This window comes from Sphingobacterium anhuiense (assembly GCF_042686355.1).
Taxonomy (GTDB): domain Bacteria; phylum Bacteroidota; class Bacteroidia; order Sphingobacteriales; family Sphingobacteriaceae; genus Sphingobacterium; species Sphingobacterium anhuiense.
In genome coordinates this window covers 176,671-194,479 of record NZ_JBHUPE010000004.1, presented here as the reverse complement: position 1 = coordinate 194,479, position 17,809 = coordinate 176,671, and the positions used below count along the sequence as shown (strand labels likewise).

The 17,809-nt window shown below is 33.2% G+C and carries 18 protein-coding genes; 8 read left to right on the top strand and 10 right to left on the bottom strand.

The features are described from left to right. Positions 1-100 precede the first annotated feature (100 nt). On the top strand, positions 101-1,111 hold the full coding sequence (locus ACFS6I_RS06465) for a glycosyltransferase family 4 protein (protein WP_021188855.1): 1,011 nt from the start codon (positions 101-103) through the stop codon (positions 1,109-1,111). Between the two features lie 69 nt (positions 1,112-1,180). Here the strand turns inward: ACFS6I_RS06465 and ACFS6I_RS06460 are convergent, their stop codons facing one another. The 6 genes from ACFS6I_RS06460 to ACFS6I_RS06435 form a co-directional block, all read right to left on the bottom strand. Further along, positions 1,181-1,603, bottom strand: a complete 423-nt coding sequence (locus ACFS6I_RS06460) for an organic hydroperoxide resistance protein (protein ID WP_380918968.1) — start codon at positions 1,601-1,603, stop codon at positions 1,181-1,183. A 1,353-nt stretch (positions 1,604-2,956) separates the two neighbouring features. Further along, the gene (locus ACFS6I_RS06455) at positions 2,957-3,592 is read right to left on the bottom strand and encodes a hypothetical protein (protein ID WP_380918967.1); all 636 of its coding nucleotides are present in this window, start codon (positions 3,590-3,592) and stop codon (positions 2,957-2,959) included. Positions 3,593-4,195: 603 nt separating this feature from the next. Then, positions 4,196-5,113, bottom strand: coding sequence for a sugar phosphate isomerase/epimerase family protein (locus tag ACFS6I_RS06450; RefSeq protein WP_380918965.1), 918 nt, complete (start codon positions 5,111-5,113; stop codon positions 4,196-4,198). Between the two features lie 25 nt (positions 5,114-5,138). Beyond that, positions 5,139-5,888 carry a DeoR/GlpR family DNA-binding transcription regulator gene (locus ACFS6I_RS06445; RefSeq protein WP_380918963.1) on the bottom strand — a complete coding sequence of 250 codons (750 nt, stop codon included), beginning with the start codon at positions 5,886-5,888 and terminating at the stop codon, positions 5,139-5,141. Between the two features lie 122 nt (positions 5,889-6,010). Continuing rightward, positions 6,011-6,619: an HAD family hydrolase gene (locus ACFS6I_RS06440; protein ID WP_380918961.1), complete on the bottom strand. Its 609-nt coding sequence runs from the start codon at positions 6,617-6,619 to the stop codon at positions 6,011-6,013. A gap of 11 nt (positions 6,620-6,630) precedes the next feature. Beyond that, positions 6,631-7,020 (bottom strand): VOC family protein, encoded by a 390-nt coding sequence (locus tag ACFS6I_RS06435; RefSeq protein WP_132842669.1) that lies wholly within the window; start codon positions 7,018-7,020, stop codon positions 6,631-6,633. A 111-nt stretch (positions 7,021-7,131) separates the two neighbouring features. On the opposite strand from ACFS6I_RS06435, the gene ACFS6I_RS06430 reads away from it, so the two are divergent. The 3 genes from ACFS6I_RS06430 to ACFS6I_RS06420 all read left to right on the top strand — a co-directional run bounded on the left by ACFS6I_RS06430 (position 7,132) and on the right by ACFS6I_RS06420 (position 9,993). Then, positions 7,132-8,298: an MFS transporter gene (locus ACFS6I_RS06430; RefSeq protein ID WP_380918959.1), complete on the top strand. Its 1,167-nt coding sequence runs from the start codon at positions 7,132-7,134 to the stop codon at positions 8,296-8,298. Positions 8,299-8,827: 529 nt separating this feature from the next. Then, a complete protein-coding gene (locus tag ACFS6I_RS06425) occupies positions 8,828-9,316 on the top strand; it encodes an anthrone oxygenase family protein (RefSeq protein WP_380918957.1) in 489 nt (162 codons plus the stop codon). Positions 9,317-9,585: 269 nt separating this feature from the next. Then, positions 9,586-9,993, top strand: coding sequence for a hypothetical protein (locus tag ACFS6I_RS06420; protein WP_380918955.1), 408 nt, complete (start codon positions 9,586-9,588; stop codon positions 9,991-9,993). 275 nt (positions 9,994-10,268) lie between these two features. On the opposite strand, the gene ACFS6I_RS06415 is transcribed toward ACFS6I_RS06420, so the two are convergent. Further along, positions 10,269-11,078 carry a class I SAM-dependent methyltransferase gene (locus ACFS6I_RS06415; RefSeq protein WP_380918953.1) on the bottom strand — a complete coding sequence of 270 codons (810 nt, stop codon included), beginning with the start codon at positions 11,076-11,078 and terminating at the stop codon, positions 10,269-10,271. Between the two features lie 290 nt (positions 11,079-11,368). Here ACFS6I_RS06415 and ACFS6I_RS06410 point away from each other — a divergent pair, with 290 nt between their 5' ends. From ACFS6I_RS06410 to ACFS6I_RS06395, 4 genes are all read left to right on the top strand, one after another. After that, positions 11,369-12,070 carry a hypothetical protein gene (locus ACFS6I_RS06410; protein WP_380918951.1) on the top strand — a complete coding sequence of 234 codons (702 nt, stop codon included), beginning with the start codon at positions 11,369-11,371 and terminating at the stop codon, positions 12,068-12,070. Next, positions 12,067-12,936, top strand: coding sequence for a hypothetical protein (locus ACFS6I_RS06405; protein WP_380918949.1), 870 nt, complete (start codon positions 12,067-12,069; stop codon positions 12,934-12,936). Before ACFS6I_RS06410 ends, ACFS6I_RS06405 begins: the two co-directional genes overlap by 4 nt. Before the next feature lie 281 nt (positions 12,937-13,217). Next, positions 13,218-14,819: a Na+/H+ antiporter gene (locus tag ACFS6I_RS06400; protein WP_380918947.1), complete on the top strand. Its 1,602-nt coding sequence runs from the start codon at positions 13,218-13,220 to the stop codon at positions 14,817-14,819. 42 nt (positions 14,820-14,861) lie between these two features. After that, the gene (locus tag ACFS6I_RS06395) at positions 14,862-15,404 is read left to right on the top strand and encodes a YdeI/OmpD-associated family protein (RefSeq protein ID WP_380918945.1); all 543 of its coding nucleotides are present in this window, start codon (positions 14,862-14,864) and stop codon (positions 15,402-15,404) included. Between the two features lie 10 nt (positions 15,405-15,414). Here the strand turns inward: ACFS6I_RS06395 and ACFS6I_RS06390 are convergent, their stop codons facing one another. From ACFS6I_RS06390 to ACFS6I_RS06380, 3 genes are all read right to left on the bottom strand, one after another. After that, positions 15,415-15,660, bottom strand: a complete 246-nt coding sequence (locus ACFS6I_RS06390) for a cupin domain-containing protein (RefSeq protein ID WP_380918943.1) — start codon at positions 15,658-15,660, stop codon at positions 15,415-15,417. A 291-nt stretch (positions 15,661-15,951) separates the two neighbouring features. Next, on the bottom strand, positions 15,952-16,734 hold the full coding sequence (locus ACFS6I_RS06385) for a CPBP family intramembrane glutamic endopeptidase (protein ID WP_380918941.1): 783 nt from the start codon (positions 16,732-16,734) through the stop codon (positions 15,952-15,954). A 76-nt stretch (positions 16,735-16,810) separates the two neighbouring features. Then, positions 16,811-17,677 (bottom strand): LytTR family transcriptional regulator DNA-binding domain-containing protein, encoded by an 867-nt coding sequence (locus ACFS6I_RS06380; protein WP_380918939.1) that lies wholly within the window; start codon positions 17,675-17,677, stop codon positions 16,811-16,813. Positions 17,678-17,809: the final 132 nt, after the last annotated feature.

The following is a 17,809-nucleotide window of genomic DNA, read 5'->3' as shown; positions in this document are numbered from 1 at the left end:
CATCTTCAAATAGTGCATTTCAAATCGATCGTATTTATAAATCAGGCTTAGACAAAAACGAATATTAATAACAAATGCAGGTATCGTATGTTGTAGAGGTATGAAGATTGCAATGCTTTCGCCAATCGCTTGGCGAACACCTCCTGTTCACTACGGTCCATGGGAACAGATTACCTCATTACTTACTGAAGAACTTGTAAAATTAGGTATCGAAGTCACATTATTTGCGACTGGTAATTCAATTACCACAGCACGTTTACAGGCAGTCTGTCCTTTAGGATATGAAGAAGACCGCGATATCAATGCCAAAGTATGGGAATCTTTGCATATTTCTGAGTGCTTCGAAAATGCGCGCGAGTTTGACATTATACACAATCAATTTGATTTCCTCCCCCTTTCCTATTCCAGATTGGTGAAGACACCAGTCGTAAGCACGATCCATGGTTTTTCGTCCCGAAGTATTCTACCTGTATATAAAAAACACAATAAAGACGGACATTATGTATCCATTAGCAATGCCGATCGTGCGGAAGAATTGGACTATATTGCTACCGTTTACCACGGAATTGACCTTGGACAATTTACATTTAACGACAAACCTCAGGATTACTTATTGTTTTACGGCAGAATCCATCATGATAAGGGAGCTAAAGAAGCTATTGCAATAGCCCAAGCCTTGGGAAAACGTCTAATCATGGCTGGTATAATTCAAGATGAAAATTACTTCAGACAGCATATCCAACCCCATTTAAAACCCGGTAAAATTGAATATATTGGTTCAGTTGGTCCGGAAAGACGCAATGAATTACTCTCGAACGCCAGTGTACTGCTACATCCTATAAATTTTAGCGAACCTTTTGGTTTATCGGTCGTCGAATCGATGGCTTCCGGCACACCGGTTGTAGCTTTTAACAAAGGCAGTATGCCCGAACTGATCGATCATGAACAAGATGGATATCTCGCTGAAAACATCGACGAGGCAATTGAAATGGTTAAAAATATCGGTTTCATCAACCGAGAAGCATGTCGGAAAAAAGTGGAGGATCACTTTTCCAAGGAAAGAATGTGTCAGAACTATTTAGCAGTATATAGAGAAATTTTAAACAGATAAATCTTATTTAAAACAAATAACCTCCAGCTTCCACTTTAATTTCATTATAGTGAAAGCTGGAGGGATATCTTATTGATTTGAAACACTTATCTTAACTTCGATATTTCCTCGAGTAGCGTTAGAGTAAGGACATACTTGATGTGCTTTTTCTGTTAATGCTTGCGCTTCTTCCAATGAGATACCCGGGATGTTGGCTTGAAGTTCAGCTGCTAATCCGAAACCACCGTTTTCCAATTGCCCTATACTCACTTTTGCCGTAACAGTGGTCTCCCCTGTCTGCACTTTTGACTGTTTAATCACTAAATTCAGTGCACTGTCAAAACAAGCTGCATATCCTGCAGCAAACAGCATTTCAGGATTAGCATAATCGTCATTAGCTCCTCCCAAGGCTTTCGGCATACGCACCTCAAGATCCAACACATTATTTTCACTTTTAACCTGCCCATTTCTACCGCCAGTAGCTTTGGCACCTATTGTATACAAATTTTTCATTACTATATATTTAAATTTTTACTCTTTTTTCAATTCGACCAATCCCTGACAATAGACTTTAAATTCTATATCGGCAAAGATTTTTGCCTCTACTATTAAACAGTACAAACTTAATAAAATTACATTGTGCACAATATAATTTTCAACGACACATATATAGATTTTACTCAACATTGACAATTTTTATCAAAACCTGCATTTGCTAAAGATTTCCATGTACTTTAAGTGAATGAGTTGAATCTTGAAAGCTATCTAATCCTCGTTCACTGCTATTTGATCTATACAGAAAATTCAACAATTTACCCTATTTGTAACAAGTAAAGGCTTATGCATCCGAGTTTTTAAGATTATTAATCAACTTCCATTAGTTTGCAAATTTCATTAGTTGAGCATTTATTGCAGACAACAAATCCTCAACCAATAGCATATTTCATATATATTGCCCCACTTATTATATATTGAAAGGATAAAAAACAGCAAAGCCTCCAGGTTTGGAGGCTTTGTAGCACAACAAGTTAATCGTGTGCAATTTTATGAAAGGTTATGTCAATATAATTATAATCATCAGATAAATAAAAAAAAATCACACATTTTTTTTTATTTATTCTTTAGGTTTAATTCGTTCATAAAGTTACTTCTCTACCTGTGGTCGGTGTATCGAATGTTCTGTCAAGAAAACTTTCGAAGAGACTCTTGAGCACCAATTAAATCAGATCATTAACGAAAAAAGTAATTTAACAAGTACCGTCAACAGATGTAAAATAGTACTTAATTACGGTACGACCATCTGATGGACTTTCAACGCATCATACTAGCTATTTGCGGGTTAATGATAAGCACCTTTGGTTATCTAATAGTAGGATGTTAGCACAATTTTGATAGAGCTGTTTTTATAACATAATTATACTTAATTGCAAAAGTCCTCCCTCACTAATTCATAAAATTCAAGGAATTATTATACTCGTAAACCTGTTATGTAGTTATAAAGCATGGCATAAGCGTACGTAAAGCGTAGATAAAGCATAGATACAGTGTAAAAACAGCCTGTTTAACACACTTACAACGCACTTACCACGCTCTTACCACATTCCTATACCATACATAGCCAAACATGCTTTATCTACGCTTAATTAAAGCTTCATAAATGCTCTACAGTTAGTTGAGAAGAGCTGCACATAAAATCTCTTAAGCCTACTATCTTAAAGACTTTATTCGTTTGTTTCAAATAGATTTAAAAATTCCACAAACCATCTTTAATTTATAAACTTAAAATTCCTGTTCAAGAAAGCTTCTTCGGCCTCAGTCAAAAGCTTCTTCGGCCTCAGTCACATGCCCTGTAATCTTTCTCGTGTACTAATTTGAGATTAAATTATCTTTCTTTAACTGCTTGGCCATTGCCTTTTTATATCCCGCTAAAAAACTATCCAAAGAACCTGGATTATAACTCTCAGATTGAGTCGACCAGACGAGTTTCCCTGTGCTCACATCGTATAAATTTGTTTCGATGTAATAAGTTTTCTCTGTAGTATAGTAGCCATTGTTATAAAGGTTACCGTACCAAAAATCATAATAACCACCAAATGTTCTATAATAGCCAAAGGTGTTCACAGGATAAACAGAAACATTTGGAATGTATCTGGATTCTGACTTAGAATCAATCAGAGCAATGGTCAATATGGCTTCACTATTTGTTCCGGCTACTTTCTGCATAGCTAGATCTGAACGCTTGGGTTCCATACTTGCAAGATTAGGCGGAAAAACATCTATACTCTTTACACTCGTTAAACCTAGTGAAGTGAGTGATGAAGCAATTTCATCTTCCACTTTCTGACGAGCAGGAACATTATCTGTCATAACTGCCACAAATATTCTACTATACTTCTTCAGATCGACAGCGGGATCACGCCAAGATCCTGTAATCATACTGCTGGTTGCACAGCTGGAAAAAATAAGCACTATCGTGCAAATTTGTAAAATGAACTTTTTCATAATTATAAAATTTATTATTTCTTTTTTAACACTAATTCTCAAACTTGATTTCTAACTCATAAATTGGGACAATAGATTAATAATCGACAAGTTGTTTTAAAATAAATGCATTATTCGATACTTTTCTCATACTATATTTCAATCTAAGAACATAATTTAAGCCTATTTTGTTTAATAATTTTCATTACTATTATTAAAATGAAAAAATACTGGTTTCAAAAATGGTATCATGACTCTTTAATTTACTAAGTTTTCTAATAATAGATTTTGTAAAAAATTATATTTGTGTTTGAGTGTCACCCTAGAGAAGCTAAATTTACTGTTGAATAAACTCAATCTTTTCTTTCTGGTAAAGTACGATACCCGCCAAAAATACTCTTTTAAGGATTTGTTCTATTGGATACTATTTTTTGTTTGCATCATCTTAACTCAAAAAGTCAACGTTGATACGCTGTACTGAGAAATCTATCCTTACAAAATGGAAGACTAGCTAATCGTAAATCATAAATAGATAAAATTAAGTTTTAGGCTGTTTAAGAAAGACAAAGCCTTGTTCCATTTTATTGAAACAAGGCTTTATTTATGATATAATCACAGATAGAATTATTTTTGATATGTTTTCTTTACAAATGGTGCTTTAAGTAGATAATCTATACTTTGTTTTAGTCCAACTTCTAGATCTGCAGTTGTCTCTTCAAGCTCTACAAATATATTCTCAACACCTGCAATATCGGTATTAGCAAATATCGCATCAAAACCTACCATCCCACTCTGACCAATCTCACGGTGATCTTTAATATGCAAAGTAGCATATCTTCCAGGATATTTTTTAAAATAATCTACAGGACTTGCTTTTCCAATGATCGTCCAATATACATCCATTTCAAAAAAGACATTTTCAGGTTTAGTATGTTCAATCATGTAATCAAGCATAACCACTTTTCCTTCTACCTTTTCAAACTCATGGGCATGATTATGATATCCGTACTTAATACCATATTCACGGCAAAGTTGACCAATCTCATTGAGATACTGACATTCAGTATCAAGATCTTTTATTGTCTTTGGTAAATCTAACCATGGGGTAACGATATATTTAATTCCTGCTGCTTTGTGTGCAATGATAGTCTCTTTCCACCATGTTAAGGCTTTGGAAAAATCGCCTGAAGCTAATTCCTCTTGCGTTAAAGTTCTTGACGCATGTGAAGAAAGAACTTTCATGCCTGCTTTTTCTACATTTTTTTTGAATACTTGCGGTGTGGTATTATAAAACATACCGTCCTTATATCCTGCAGACTCAACGGATGTATAACCCATTTTAGCCAATTTTTGTAAAACTGAGAAATAATCAGCATTATACGTATCTGGCTGTACGTGACTTCCAATCATACTTCTAACAGAATATAACTGTAAACCTATTTCTTTTGTTCTTATTTGTTCTTGCGCCTGTACATTATTGAAAGTAGTACCCATACCCGTCACAGCTAAAAGAAGTGAACAGGTTAAAAATTTAAGTTTCATATATTAAGTTTTATTTTTTTTTGTCTTAAACCAATGTTATCGGTTGGTGCCTAAATTCGTCTAAGCTCTTATCTGTAGTGGCTAAATTGGTAATCAATACATCAATTTGTTCTACATCACATACTTTAAAAGATTCTGTAACTCTTAAACGATCCTGATTTGCAAGAGCTACTACTTTCTTTGCTGATGCCAGCATTGCTAACTTAACTTCTGCATCTTCTTTAACTACTGCTGATATACCAAATTTCGAATCAACCCCACATGTCCCCATGAAATACAGATCTGCAATGTAACTTCTTGCCTCATTACAAGTTGTCTGCCCTACCGTGCTTGCTGTTTGTTTATGGTATTTCCCGCCCAACAAAACCAGTTCAATATTGGGATAATTTTCTAGAATTGGAATAAGCATGGCATTGCTTGTTATAATTCTAAGATGAATATCCGCAGGCAGGTAATTAACAATAGCACATATTGTTGTTCCTCCATCCATAAAAAGAGTCATTTCTTCTTTTATAAACTGCTGTGCCTTGAGAGCAATAACATCCTTCTCTCTCTTTAAATAGCTGTTTCGATCTTCGAAAGTAAGCGGATTTTTAGAACGTTGAATTGCACCACCACGCACTTTAGATAAAAGACCTATTTTATACAAATGATCAATATCTCTTCTGACAGTATCTTCGGAAACATCGAGCTTTTCTGCTAATGATTCATAGCTGACCATCTCCTCACTTTCTAGTTGATTTAATATAAATTCAAATCGTTTTTCTTTTAACATAGCTACTTACTGATATAAAGATTTGCCTACAGGATTTTCTATTATTTCTAATACAACTTAATTTGCAATATTATGCATTTAAATTTTAATTCGCAAAAAATTGCAATTAATATATTATAAACTTAAACAAAGCCCTGAATCCTCACTTTTTGCAATTCCAACTTTAATGCTATTGAATTTGTAAAATGTATGGCAGCAAATCCAAGCTTTACTGAGGCCTTTACATTTTCAATGTTATCATCGATAAAAATGCATTCTGTTGCCAGCAAATTGTATTTTTGCAACAAAATTTTATAAAGCTTTTCATCTGGTTTAATAAACCCTTCTTCACCAGAAACAACAATGCCATCAAAACCTGCAATAAAGTCAAATCGATTTTTAACCAATGGGAACGTTTCGGAAGACCAGTTCGTTAAAGCATAGACTTCATAATGTTTTTTTAACTCCTGTAGAATAGCAACAGTACCATTAATTTCACCTTTTAGCATCTCCGGCCATCGTTTCCAGAATACATCGATTTCATTTTCAAATTGGGGATACTGCTTTTTCAGCTTATACATTCCTTCATCAAATGATCTTCCCTTATCTTGTTGCAAATTCCAATCTGTAGAACAGACATTTTCTAAGAACCACTCCATTTGATCACTTTGAGAAAATATATCCCGATATACATATCGAGGATTCCAATCTAAAAGAACACCTCCGATATCAAAAATTACAGCTTTTATCATTATTACTATCTTTAAGCCGAAATTTCTAAATAATTCCCCTCCGGATCCAGCACAACACTCTCATAATATCCGTCACCTGTAGTACGCGGCTCACTTGCAATTGTAAAACCGTCATTTCGGAACCTTTCTGTCAACAGATCAACAGCCTCAGTTCCCCCTATTGAAATAGCAAAATGTGCAATTCCTTTGTTAAAACCTCTTTTTGACGGTTCATCAAGAATATCGGGTCTGTTCATAAGTTCTAAGCGCGTAACGCAAGTACCAAACTTGAGAAAATATGATGTGAAGCCATTTTTTAAATTCTTATATTTCTCACTACATTCTAAGTTGAAATAAGTCAGGTAAAAGTTGCGCATTTTTTCCAAGTCATCTACCCAAATTCCAATGTGTTCAATTTTCATGTTCATCTTATTATTGTTTAATTGTTTTGCAAACATATGCAAATTTATATAAATTTGCATATGTTTGCAAAACAATATTAAGTATTAGAAAATTCATTTAGAAAAATAATAATGATAGAAAATCAAACAAAAAAAGCAAAAAGAGCAACCCAATTCATTTTTTTAGTGTGTGGATTAGCAATTTCAAGCTGGGCACCAATGGTACCATATGTAAAGGAAAGATTGGATATTAACGAGGCCGAATTAGGATTATTACTTTTATTTCTTGGCTTGGGCGCCGTAATTATGATGCCAATAACAGGTCTTTTATCAAAACGCTATGGTAATAAAATTGTGATTCTATGTACAACAGCAATCATTGCTCTTACACTTCCTCTACTGCTGATTATTTCATCTGCTTCACTAATGGCATTGTGTATATTTATTTTTGGTGCCAGTATTGGCGCCATAGATGTTGCGATGAATTCTCATGGTATACTAGTTCAAAACAAATATAATCGTCCGATTATGTCTTCATTGCATGGTCTTTTCAGTTTGGGAGGCCTATTTGGATCCCTTGGTTTAGGATTTTTAATTAAAATGGGATTGATTCCTCAAATAGCAGCAATTTCAATAGCACTCCTGTTGTGTTTAATTGTACTTAGTCAATTCAAATCTTTATTTGATCATGCTACAGAACAAAAATCTCAGATTATACATAAACCAGAAAAACAGCTAGAACATAGTTCAAAAAAACTGATTTTTAATAGAACAGTACTTTTTTTTGGTCTACTATGTTTTGCCAGCTTTCTCTCAGAAGGCGCTATGCTAGACTGGAGTGCTGTATTTTTAAAAGATATCAAAGATATTGATGTCGAATTTACCGGAGCTGGATATGCCACTTTCTCTATTGCTATGGCTAGCATGCGATTAATGGGGGATCGTTTGGTTGAAAAATTAAATGCAAAAACAATGGTCATTGGCGGTAGCCTGCTAGCAGCTCTAGGGTTGATAATAGCTATTTATTCAATCTGGATGCCTTTCGTTCTTTTCGGCTTTCTATTGTTAGGAATAGGTTCTGCAAATCTTGTCCCCTTGTTTTTTAGTGAGGCTGGCAGAATACCGACAGTCCCTACATCTGTAAGTATTCCAGCAATAACAACAATGGGGTATGCAGGTCAACTTATGGGGCCTGCTATCTTAGGATTAATTGCTCATCAATTCAATCTTGAAGTCGCATTTTTATTTTCCGCTACATTAATGGTATTAATCGCAGTCTTATATTTCTTTCGTAAGTAAAAGTGCAAATAGTAATACATGAATGAATTTGACTTTGGGTTTTAAGTTATTTTAAGACAATCGTTAATTTCTAACCTAAATATTTAAAGAAATTATTTACTGCCAATAAACCCTATGACATTGAAATTAAAAGCTACAAAAAAACCATTCAACAGAGTTTATTTAAGGGAATTATCTTAACGTCAGCTTCGCTATTTTTCAAATTATGGGTAACTAAAAAAGAACGACAAGAACAAATAAATCACTCTGCTCTTAAACTGAGAGCATAAAGGGGCTAACGAAAGTTGGCCCTTTTAATTATTAATAATAACTCGCAAAATAATAACTGCAGAAGTAAAGATCCCGATTCGATATTAAATCACGCTATGATGAGACAAATCTCAAATTTTCCATCCGATCAAAGTTGGGAATGACATGAAATTGCCGGTTCAATTTTTGAAATCAAATTATAATGGATATATTCAAACATAACTTACTCAAAATCAAACTGCAATAAGAAACACATTATCTAAACAAATTCAGCTCATTTATGAAAACACAAGAATTATTAGCAGTGACAACTATCCTCTCTGGTCTCATGTCGGGCTTCTTTTTTGCATATACATTTTCAGTAAATCTGGGACTTGCCAAACTAAATAACAAAGAATACCTCACAACGATGCAAAGTATTAACAAAGAAGTATTAAATCCAATTTTTTATATTAGCTTTTTTGGCACTTTGTTTTCACTTGTTATATCTTCGATCATATATTTCGATATTCATTCGCCTAAATTTTTTCTGATATTTTTTTCATGTATAAGTTATATAATCGGTGTATTCGGCATTACAGCTATACGGAATGTGCCATTAAATAATCAAATAGAACTATTTGATATCTCAAAAGCATCGGAAGAATCAGTACAGAAAATGAGAGCTATCTTTGAAAAGCCCTGGTTGTTTTGGAATAATATTAGGACATTAGCTTCATTTGTAACTTTCGCCTGTCTAGTCATAGCTTTAGCTTGTCTAAACCACTGATCTAGATCCGTATAAAAGAGACATGTACGATCAACAATCATATACTATTTATATGGCAATTAGTAAGATCCACCATTAATAGAAATAGCGACACGAAATATTTTAATTTAACGCATGACCTTATCACAAATTAAACATTTTTACGTTCCTAATTTTTGAATTGGAGAACTAAATTGAAGAGTCTAATTTTAAATATATTGTCTTTTTGAAAAAAAATGGGCTACTTATCATCTACTAAGTGTAATTTTGTAGTTTAATTTTAAATAAAGATGCCATATCAAACTGTTTTTGTTGAATTTTATGAACAAGTAAAATTAAGTATCAATCAAGGAACTTTTGCAAAACTTACCTTAGCCAAAACAATTGGAGATACTGAACTTAAAAATATTTATGTCCGACTTCATATTTTAGAAACCGGAGGGTATAAACTTGCCTTAACACTGCGATACAAAACAGAAGAAATTGAGAGCTTTCACACGTTTGATGAAGCTTTTACTGTTTTAAGTTCATACCTTAAGAATCCTTTTATAACTGCTTTACTTTTCAATACCGAAATGGATCTAACATTTAAAATCAATAAAAAAAATGCAGGAAGTCTTACAGAACAGATACCCACATTTAAAAATGCTTCACCCGTAATGTTAGAAATGCTTGATAAAGGGATTGTAAAAGTATAATTTAAACTACATAAGTGAATGAATCATTACCGGGGACAGCAGTTGCTCCTAGCAGGTTCAGACAACTGCTATTCGAAGACTAATAATAGCTAAAATATTATAATATCGAAAAAGGCTTAAAAGATCATAAATTAGGTTTTACAAACGGAAATTACTGCTAATAATCACAAGTTAACAGGACTCTCAAACAGTAATAACCAGGTATTTCCATTTAGAGAATATATGAAAGCTATTCTTTTAAACTAAACATTAAAAGAATAACGGGAAAAAGTTAATTAAAGTTTGCTTTTCTTTGTTGCGACGATAGAATAAATCATCGGTATTTTATTGTCCAAATGCTTAATACGGTATTTTTTAGTTTCAAACTCAATCATGTTATTGAAAACATCATAAGGCGAATAATCGTATTCCTGAAAATCCACGATTTCCATTTGGTGATTGAGCAGACTGCGCACAACCTCACTCATACTATGATTCCAAGTTACATAAGACTGAGAAATAGCGGCACCTTTGTCTGCATAAGTTCCGTTTTCTATTTCTATAATTGGAGCCACATTAAAATAATTATAGCCAATTTTATCAAAATTATCATCGAACATCCAAACAACTGGATGGAACTCAACAAAAATAAATTTTCCTTCTGGCTTCAAAAAATGTGAAATTAATGCTGCCCATTTCTCTAAATCAGGCAACCATGTTATGGTACCATAACTTGTAAAAACAATATCAAACTGCTTATCTAAATGATTTTCTAAATCGTACAAATCACAGCAAATAAACTGGGCATCTGAATCTGTTTCTAAAGCAATTCTTTTTGCACTTTCAATAGCTTTGTCAGATAAATCAACACCTGTAACTTTCGCACCAAGTCGACCTAATGAAATGGTATCTTGCCCAAAATGACATTGCAGATGTAGAATACTTTTCCCTTTAATATCTCCGAGTATTTCTAATTCTATGGGATTGAGCGAGCTTGCTCCTTTTAAAAATCCTTCAAGATTGTAGAACTCTGATTTTAAATGTGTATCAGTTCTATTATTCCATGAATGCTTATTTATTTCAATATAGTTATTTTCAGTTTCCATTTAAGATTTGTTAAAAAGCACAATCATTCAAAAATTATTACTTATGTCCGTTTATATTTTTTTGCTTTGGTTATGACTAAATTACTAAAAAATTACTGAAACAATGTTGAATTCGAACGATTAAACCCTTTTTGGTTTTCCTATCGATTCTTAGCTACAATTAATTTTTGAACGCTAACTTAGTTCTTACAGAAGATGACCCAAACACAGACAGCGAGAAAGGTTTTCAGTATCTTCTCTCATACATATATACTCATCAGGAATATGATAAATTAAACTTATTTTTGGATATGAGCATATTTACATACCATCTAGTAAAGACAACTTATTTATGGGCTTTAAAAGCCATTTTATTCCCTCCTAAGCCATTTCATAATTCGGGATTAATTCATATGGAATGTATGACAGCCATGACATTAGGCTCAGCCATAACCTCTACTTCTCGGCTTTTTTCTAAACAGGTTGCTGTATTCGCACAGTGGAACGATGAAGCATCGGTTGACCAATTCTTAATCGAAAACAAATTTGGGAAAGTATTGTCGACAGGATGGCACACACGATTAATTTTTCTGAGGCAATGGGGAAAAATAACTGAATTCCAGATTCCGGAATTAACAATTGAATACGAACCTCTGGATAGCCCCGTTGTAGCAGTAACCTTAGCTCGTATGAAATTATTTGAAATTCCAAGATTTATACGCTGGGGCAGACCTGTAGAAAAACTGGTCCGTGATCATCCTGGCACTTCCTTTTCTTTGGCATCAATAAGACACCCGAGAACCGTTTCTACATTTTCAATTTGGAGATCCCAAAAAGAAATGACTGATATGGTTTTAGGGCATAGTAATGTTCATTCTCCGAAAAGACATGTCAATGCAATGAAGGAAAGAAACCGGAAAGATTTTCACTTTGAATTTACAACTTTGCGATTTAAACCTTTATCCGAATTTGGTGAATGGAATGGACGTAATAACCTCATACCTCTTCTATGATCAAAATAAGTTTCGCTCATCCGATGCAAAAGATTCAAGATTGGATTACACAACAATGGGTAATTCTATTCGGTCGAAAAATTGACTCAAAAAATGATAACTGGTTAATGGGTCCATTTGGTAATTTGGAAGCAATTGATAAGAACTATATCGATAAACTTGCTAAGCTAGAAAATCTAGTAATTGATACTCCATCCGAAATGCATGGATTGATACCAACAATGAGCCAACTTCATTTTTCTCCGCATGAATACGCCCGATTATCAGCTAAAGTGATTGATTTTTATGAACGAACAGGACATTATGATCTAAATGTTTCAGTAAAATGGAATTCTTTTTTTAAAGTTTTTGGATTTCTGTTAAAAAAATTATTCAGTAATAGGTTAAATCAATTAAATATCCCAATCTATGATATGCATAATTCGGAATCTATTACAAGCGAAATAGTAAGACTTTTGGATGCCAAAACGAACCAAATTAAATATATATTCTGGCTCAGAAAAATCGCATCAACTGGCAAAGGAATATATTCTGGAGCATATGGGATCTGTCAATTGCCAAGTGGCCGGTATTGTGTAAAAGCTATTTTCCCATTACCTCATGGTAATGCCACCGTTATTATGGCTCCTAAAGTTGGCGTAAATGGTGAATTAGTATTAAATTCGTCTGGTCAACGTTTTGGTGATGCAGGTTTTTATTTTTTGCTAAAAGATTCTAAAGGTGAGCATTGGTCAAAATATATCCGTTCATTCCGTGATGAATTAATCATAAGCGAGGCTGATAAACAATTGACTGCAACACAAACGCTAACCTTATGGAATTTAAATGTTTTGAAATTTAATTATGAAATATTTCAAAAACAATAGCATACTAATTGGCGAAAACAATCTAACTAAATAAAACGTCATTAAAATAGCGAATCAAAGAATTTCATAGTTCTAACATCCTTTATAAAATTCGAATAATTCAGAATTGTAGGTGTTCAACAGGATCAAATAAATTATTAATAGCGGAATCTAGCTCCCGCTTTTATAACAAAATATAAATACAGTTTATTTTTAGGCGTCTAAATAGATACAATAAAACGAAATGTTTTACCTTTATAACCTGGATACAATTGTGCATTAAGAATTATTAAAAAGAACTTATGGTAGAGGAGAATGTCCTATTAGTTTTATCGCTATTTTTTGTCATGGCGATGCTATTTGTAGTAAGTCAAAGGATCAAAATTTCGTATCCCATTTTATTGGTTATTGGAGGTTTAGGCATCTCGCTAATTCCAGGCATGCCCGTGATCAGTATCAATCCTGATTTGGTATTTTTAGTGTTTTTACCTCCACTGCTATTTGAAGCTGCCTGGTACACCAATTGGGATAGTTTGAAGAAATGGCGCAGATCCATTATGAGCTTAGGCTTTGGTTTAGTGTTTTTTACATCTATTGCTATCGCCTACTTTTCCGTAAATATTATTCCGGGGTTTACTTTGGCGCTTGGATTTTTATTGGGCGGTATTATTTCTCCACCTGATGCTGTTGCCGCTACATCAGTATTAAAAGGTGTGCAAATTCCTAAGCGGGGATTAACATTGTTAGAGGGAGAAAGCTTGGTGAACGATGCAGCCTCTCTGACCGTATTTAGGTTTGCCCTAGCGGTGATCCTTACTGGTCAATTTGTATTTCAAAAGGCGGCTTCGGAATTTGTTGTATTATCAATTATGGGTGTTGTTGTAGGTTTAGCAGTAGCACATATCTTGTATTTATTTCTACGCTATGTTGCAAAATCTTCAAGTATTTCGACTCCGATCACATTAATCGCCCCATACATCATGTATCTTGTTGCTGAGCATTTTCATTGGTCGGGTGTACTTGCTGTTGTGAGCGGTGGATTATTTTTATCATTCCGTTCAGGCGATTATTTAAATTATCATACACGTATCCAAACAAAAGAGGTCTGGGCTACCCTAGGTTTCTTACTAAACGGGTTCGTATTTATTTTAATTGGTTTAGAGTTACCTGTTATTGTAGCAGGACTAGGCCAATATTCACAAGAAGAAGCCATAAATTATGCCCTTATTATTAGTGCCATTGTTATTGTACTACGGATTATTCTGGTATATCTTTCAGAATATTTACCTCGGTTCTTATCTAAAAAGATCAGAACAAAAGAGAAAAGTCCAGGCTGGAAATTACCGCTTGTAGTAGGTTGGGCAGGCATGAGAGGCGTAGTTTCTCTTGCATCAGCATTAGCGATACCATTAACTTTAAATAATGGAGATCCTTTCCCCCACCGTAATTTAATTCTATTTATCACCTTCGTTGTTATCCTAATTACATTAGTTTTTCAAGGATTGACCCTTCCTATTCTCATAAAAATAATCAAGATGGATGAAATTGATTTAGAAGAACCACTCGAAAATCAGATTGATGAAATCAGGGTCCAATTGGCAAAAGACTCGATTGCTTATCTGGATAGCCATTACAGCAAAGAAATGGAAGAATATGAAACTATTGCAAGAATCAGAGAACAATTAATAAGAAGTATTACGGTATCTGAAAATGCTAAGCTGGAAGATAGGCGAGCGCAATTGACTGCTGTAAGAAGTCTTTACAATAAGATCATGTTAGAGATCGTAGCTGTTAGAAGAAATGGATTATACAAATTACGACAAGAAAAGCACTACGATAGCAGTATTATTAAAGATCTAGAATATACACTTGATCTAGAAGAATCTAGATTAAAACGTAAATAAAAGAATAGATTTTTGTTCTTACGATATAATTTACAATAAATCATGACTAATGAAACTAAACAATTGCTTTCATTTGAAGCTAAATTAGAGATCATAGGAATTAATCCCTTCGTGTATTTGCCCCAGGAAACTTTATCTGAAATCTTGAAAAGAGCAAAAAAAGAAAAAGGAAAAATTCCGGTAAAGGGTCGTGTAAATAACATCGATTACACACAGACATTGTTAAGATATAAAGGAGAATGGCGTCTTTACATAAACACAAAGATACTAAAAAATTCACCCCAAAGAATTGGTGAACTTTTACAAATTACAATACAGATCGATACAGAAACAAGAATCATAACGCCCCACCCTAAATTGATGCAGGCACTACAAAATAATTCGGTTGCAGAAAAAAAGTTCAATGAGCTTACACCATCCTTAAAATTAGAAATTATAAAATATATTTCATTCTTAAAAACTGAAGAAAGTATCAACAGGAATGTTGAAAAAGCAATAAATTTTTTAATGGGGAATGGTACATTTATTGGTCGAAAAAACTTAAATAAGACAGTGAATCATGATGAAATTCAAAAGCATAGTTGATTAATTAAATTCATTGCAGTAGGAAATCTTCTCGTGGAGGATTAAAAGAATCGATAAGTTCACCTGCAGATATGCACTCACAACCATGTACTATATTTCCAGGAATGATGCAACTATCCCCCTCTTTCATGACATGTACAACATCACCAATAGTATAATGAAATACACCCGATTTAACGTATGAAATTTGTGTATGAGGATGTTGATGCAATTCGCCCCTAGCGCCTTCTTCAAATTTAACTTTAGTGAGCATCATAACTTGATTATGAACTGCAATTTGTCTTTTAACTCCTTGGCCTAGATCTTCCCAATCGTTTCTATTTTCAAAGTGAAAAACTTCATTTTTCCATATGTTTTGGTATTTTTATTATATTTTTTCTGCTAATATATAAAGGATTCGTTCAATAAAAAATACCCTCTATTCATTCATGAGAACTAGCTGCGACCAAAATAGACCTCTCTTTAATTTAAACTATCAAATTAAAAAACTGCAATACATTTACTAAATTGTGATTTATCATAACTCATTTTTAATTATGAAAAAACATTAAGCGCTACGTTTCATCCACCACGTTTTTCTATTAATTTCGAAAGAAAACTGTTTATTTATTTTATAAATAACTGTGCAAAAGATCGCGATGAAAATGGTTGAAAATCTAAAAAAGTTCGAATAAGTTCCTCCTAAAACATTGGTATCAACATCAAAAATAAGCCAGTATAAATTCATGAAGCAATGTAAAAAAATAGCAGTCCATAAATTGAATTTCCATTCCGCATAAATCCAGGCGAATAAAACTGAGCCTGAAAATGTCATTACAAATATTCCGATTAATTCGTTTATATCATTTCCCTGATACAAATGTGCGGAACCAAATAACAATGAACCTATAAATACAGAAGGAAAAAAACCTAGTCGTGTGTACCTGTATAATTGTCCAAAGAGAAAGGCTCGATAGATAACTTCTTCAAAAAAAGCAGATGAGATTGTATTAACGATAATTGTATCAAAAGATAGTTCCTTGTTTAAAGGAAATTTCGCAATAAAACCGATTAACATGGGTAATGTGGTTATTAAAGCAAATAAAGTACCTGTCCATATACCTTTGGATATCCCCAGTCTTTCAGGAATGTTTCGATAGTCTTTGTGAAGAGCCGCGACAGTTATAAATAAAGGTATTAAGGTTATACTATATGTGGCAACATGTCCCAAGGCTTTTGAATGCGTTATTACGAATATTTGCTTTAATATTAAAGCAAAGAAATTGGTGTCGATGTAAAAGTAAATTACAAATCCAATAATGAAAACTAAATAAAACCTTAATCTGTCCATAGCTGTTATTTTTTTATAATCACGAAGATAAAAGACCTAAAATACCGTAGCAAAACAAAGTGGCGGCTAACAACAATTAGGGACGAACGGCAAACTCTTTTAAAAGAGGAATAACCGAACTAACGTAGTTTCTTGACACCGTTAATTCTCTATTTATATTCTTTAATGTTATTCTATATCCAGAAGTATTTCCTTTGAATTTCGTGACCTTTTTGAGATTCACAATCAATGAACGGTGCACTTTTCGTATGGTATCACACTGAATCTGGCTCAATAATTTAGTCAGAGAAATTCGAATTATTTCATTTTTAAGGATATCATTTTCATAAAAATGAAGAACACAATAATTATCAGCAGCTTCTGCAAAAACAAAATCCTCGACAGCTATTTCCTTGTAAAAATTAGAATATTCGGAAACGACACATAGTTTTAAATTACTTTCTATATCGAAATGACGATATGTTTCTGTAATATTTTCTTTTTCATAATTTTCTCCCTCTTCATTACATTGGCTTTCATTGCTTAGATAAATATACCTTGCCAAGATATAAATACATGAAACTGGAGTTCCTATTGCCGCGGAATATGCAAACATGTACAAAAAATTTTCAAATGAGAGCTGCACTTTACTTAAGAATAAAGTATTGTAGAAGTATGCAAATATTGAAATCAGAAATAAAATTAAAAAAATCTTTAAAATTTCTCGACCTGTTGTCCATTTCTTTTTCCATTGCATAGATAAGAAGTTGACAATGTAAAACGAAAATGTGGTAATAATTGCATAAGGAGCTAGTAATAAATATTTAGAGGTATGTTCAAATTGACTTGTACCAAAAGGTTGATATACAATCAAGAGTATGTAAAATGAAATACCTACCAATGAAGATGTTAAAATAATTTCTTTACCTGACCTGCTTTCAGGATATAAAGTGCTTAATGTCATGCTTATTTTTGATTAAAAATGGTAACCATTAAATATCTGAAATTTTAGCAATAAAAATTAAGAATCTTTCACTTATTATCTATATTAATGGTTAGATCATTTCTTTCGTTTACGGAATCAATACCGACACTT

Bases quoted from the DNA above. Each gene is read 5' to 3' on its own strand.
- ACFS6I_RS06405 (WP_380918949.1), top strand. From the start codon at position 12,067: ATGATCAAAATAAGTTTCGCTCATCCGATGCAAAAGATTCAAGATTGG.
- ACFS6I_RS06420 (WP_380918955.1), top strand. From the start codon at position 9,586: ATGCCATATCAAACTGTTTTTGTTGAATTTTATGAACAAGTAAAATTA.
- ACFS6I_RS06460 (WP_380918968.1), bottom strand. From the start codon at position 1,603: ATGAAAAATTTGTATACAATAGGTGCCAAAGCTACTGGCGGTAGAAAT.
- ACFS6I_RS06415 (WP_380918953.1), bottom strand. From the start codon at position 11,078: ATGGAAACTGAAAATAACTATATTGAAATAAATAAGCATTCATGGAAT.
- ACFS6I_RS06440 (WP_380918961.1), bottom strand. From the start codon at position 6,619: ATGATAAAAGCTGTAATTTTTGATATCGGAGGTGTTCTTTTAGATTGG.
- ACFS6I_RS06425 (WP_380918957.1), top strand. From the start codon at position 8,828: ATGAAAACACAAGAATTATTAGCAGTGACAACTATCCTCTCTGGTCTC.
- ACFS6I_RS06390 (WP_380918943.1), bottom strand. From the start codon at position 15,660: ATGATGCTCACTAAAGTTAAATTTGAAGAAGGCGCTAGGGGCGAATTG.
- ACFS6I_RS06385 (WP_380918941.1), bottom strand. From the start codon at position 16,734: ATGGACAGATTAAGGTTTTATTTAGTTTTCATTATTGGATTTGTAATT.
- ACFS6I_RS06445 (WP_380918963.1), bottom strand. From the start codon at position 5,888: ATGTTAAAAGAAAAACGATTTGAATTTATATTAAATCAACTAGAAAGT.
- ACFS6I_RS06455 (WP_380918967.1), bottom strand. From the start codon at position 3,592: ATGAAAAAGTTCATTTTACAAATTTGCACGATAGTGCTTATTTTTTCC.
- ACFS6I_RS06410 (WP_380918951.1), top strand. From the start codon at position 11,369: ATGAGCATATTTACATACCATCTAGTAAAGACAACTTATTTATGGGCT.
- ACFS6I_RS06400 (WP_380918947.1), top strand. From the start codon at position 13,218: ATGGTAGAGGAGAATGTCCTATTAGTTTTATCGCTATTTTTTGTCATG.
- ACFS6I_RS06395 (WP_380918945.1), top strand. From the start codon at position 14,862: ATGACTAATGAAACTAAACAATTGCTTTCATTTGAAGCTAAATTAGAG.
- ACFS6I_RS06380 (WP_380918939.1), bottom strand. From the start codon at position 17,677: ATGACATTAAGCACTTTATATCCTGAAAGCAGGTCAGGTAAAGAAATT.
- ACFS6I_RS06465 (WP_021188855.1), top strand. From the start codon at position 101: ATGAAGATTGCAATGCTTTCGCCAATCGCTTGGCGAACACCTCCTGTT.
- ACFS6I_RS06430 (WP_380918959.1), top strand. From the start codon at position 7,132: ATGATAGAAAATCAAACAAAAAAAGCAAAAAGAGCAACCCAATTCATT.
- ACFS6I_RS06450 (WP_380918965.1), bottom strand. From the start codon at position 5,113: ATGAAACTTAAATTTTTAACCTGTTCACTTCTTTTAGCTGTGACGGGT.
- ACFS6I_RS06435 (WP_132842669.1), bottom strand. From the start codon at position 7,020: ATGAAAATTGAACACATTGGAATTTGGGTAGATGACTTGGAAAAAATG.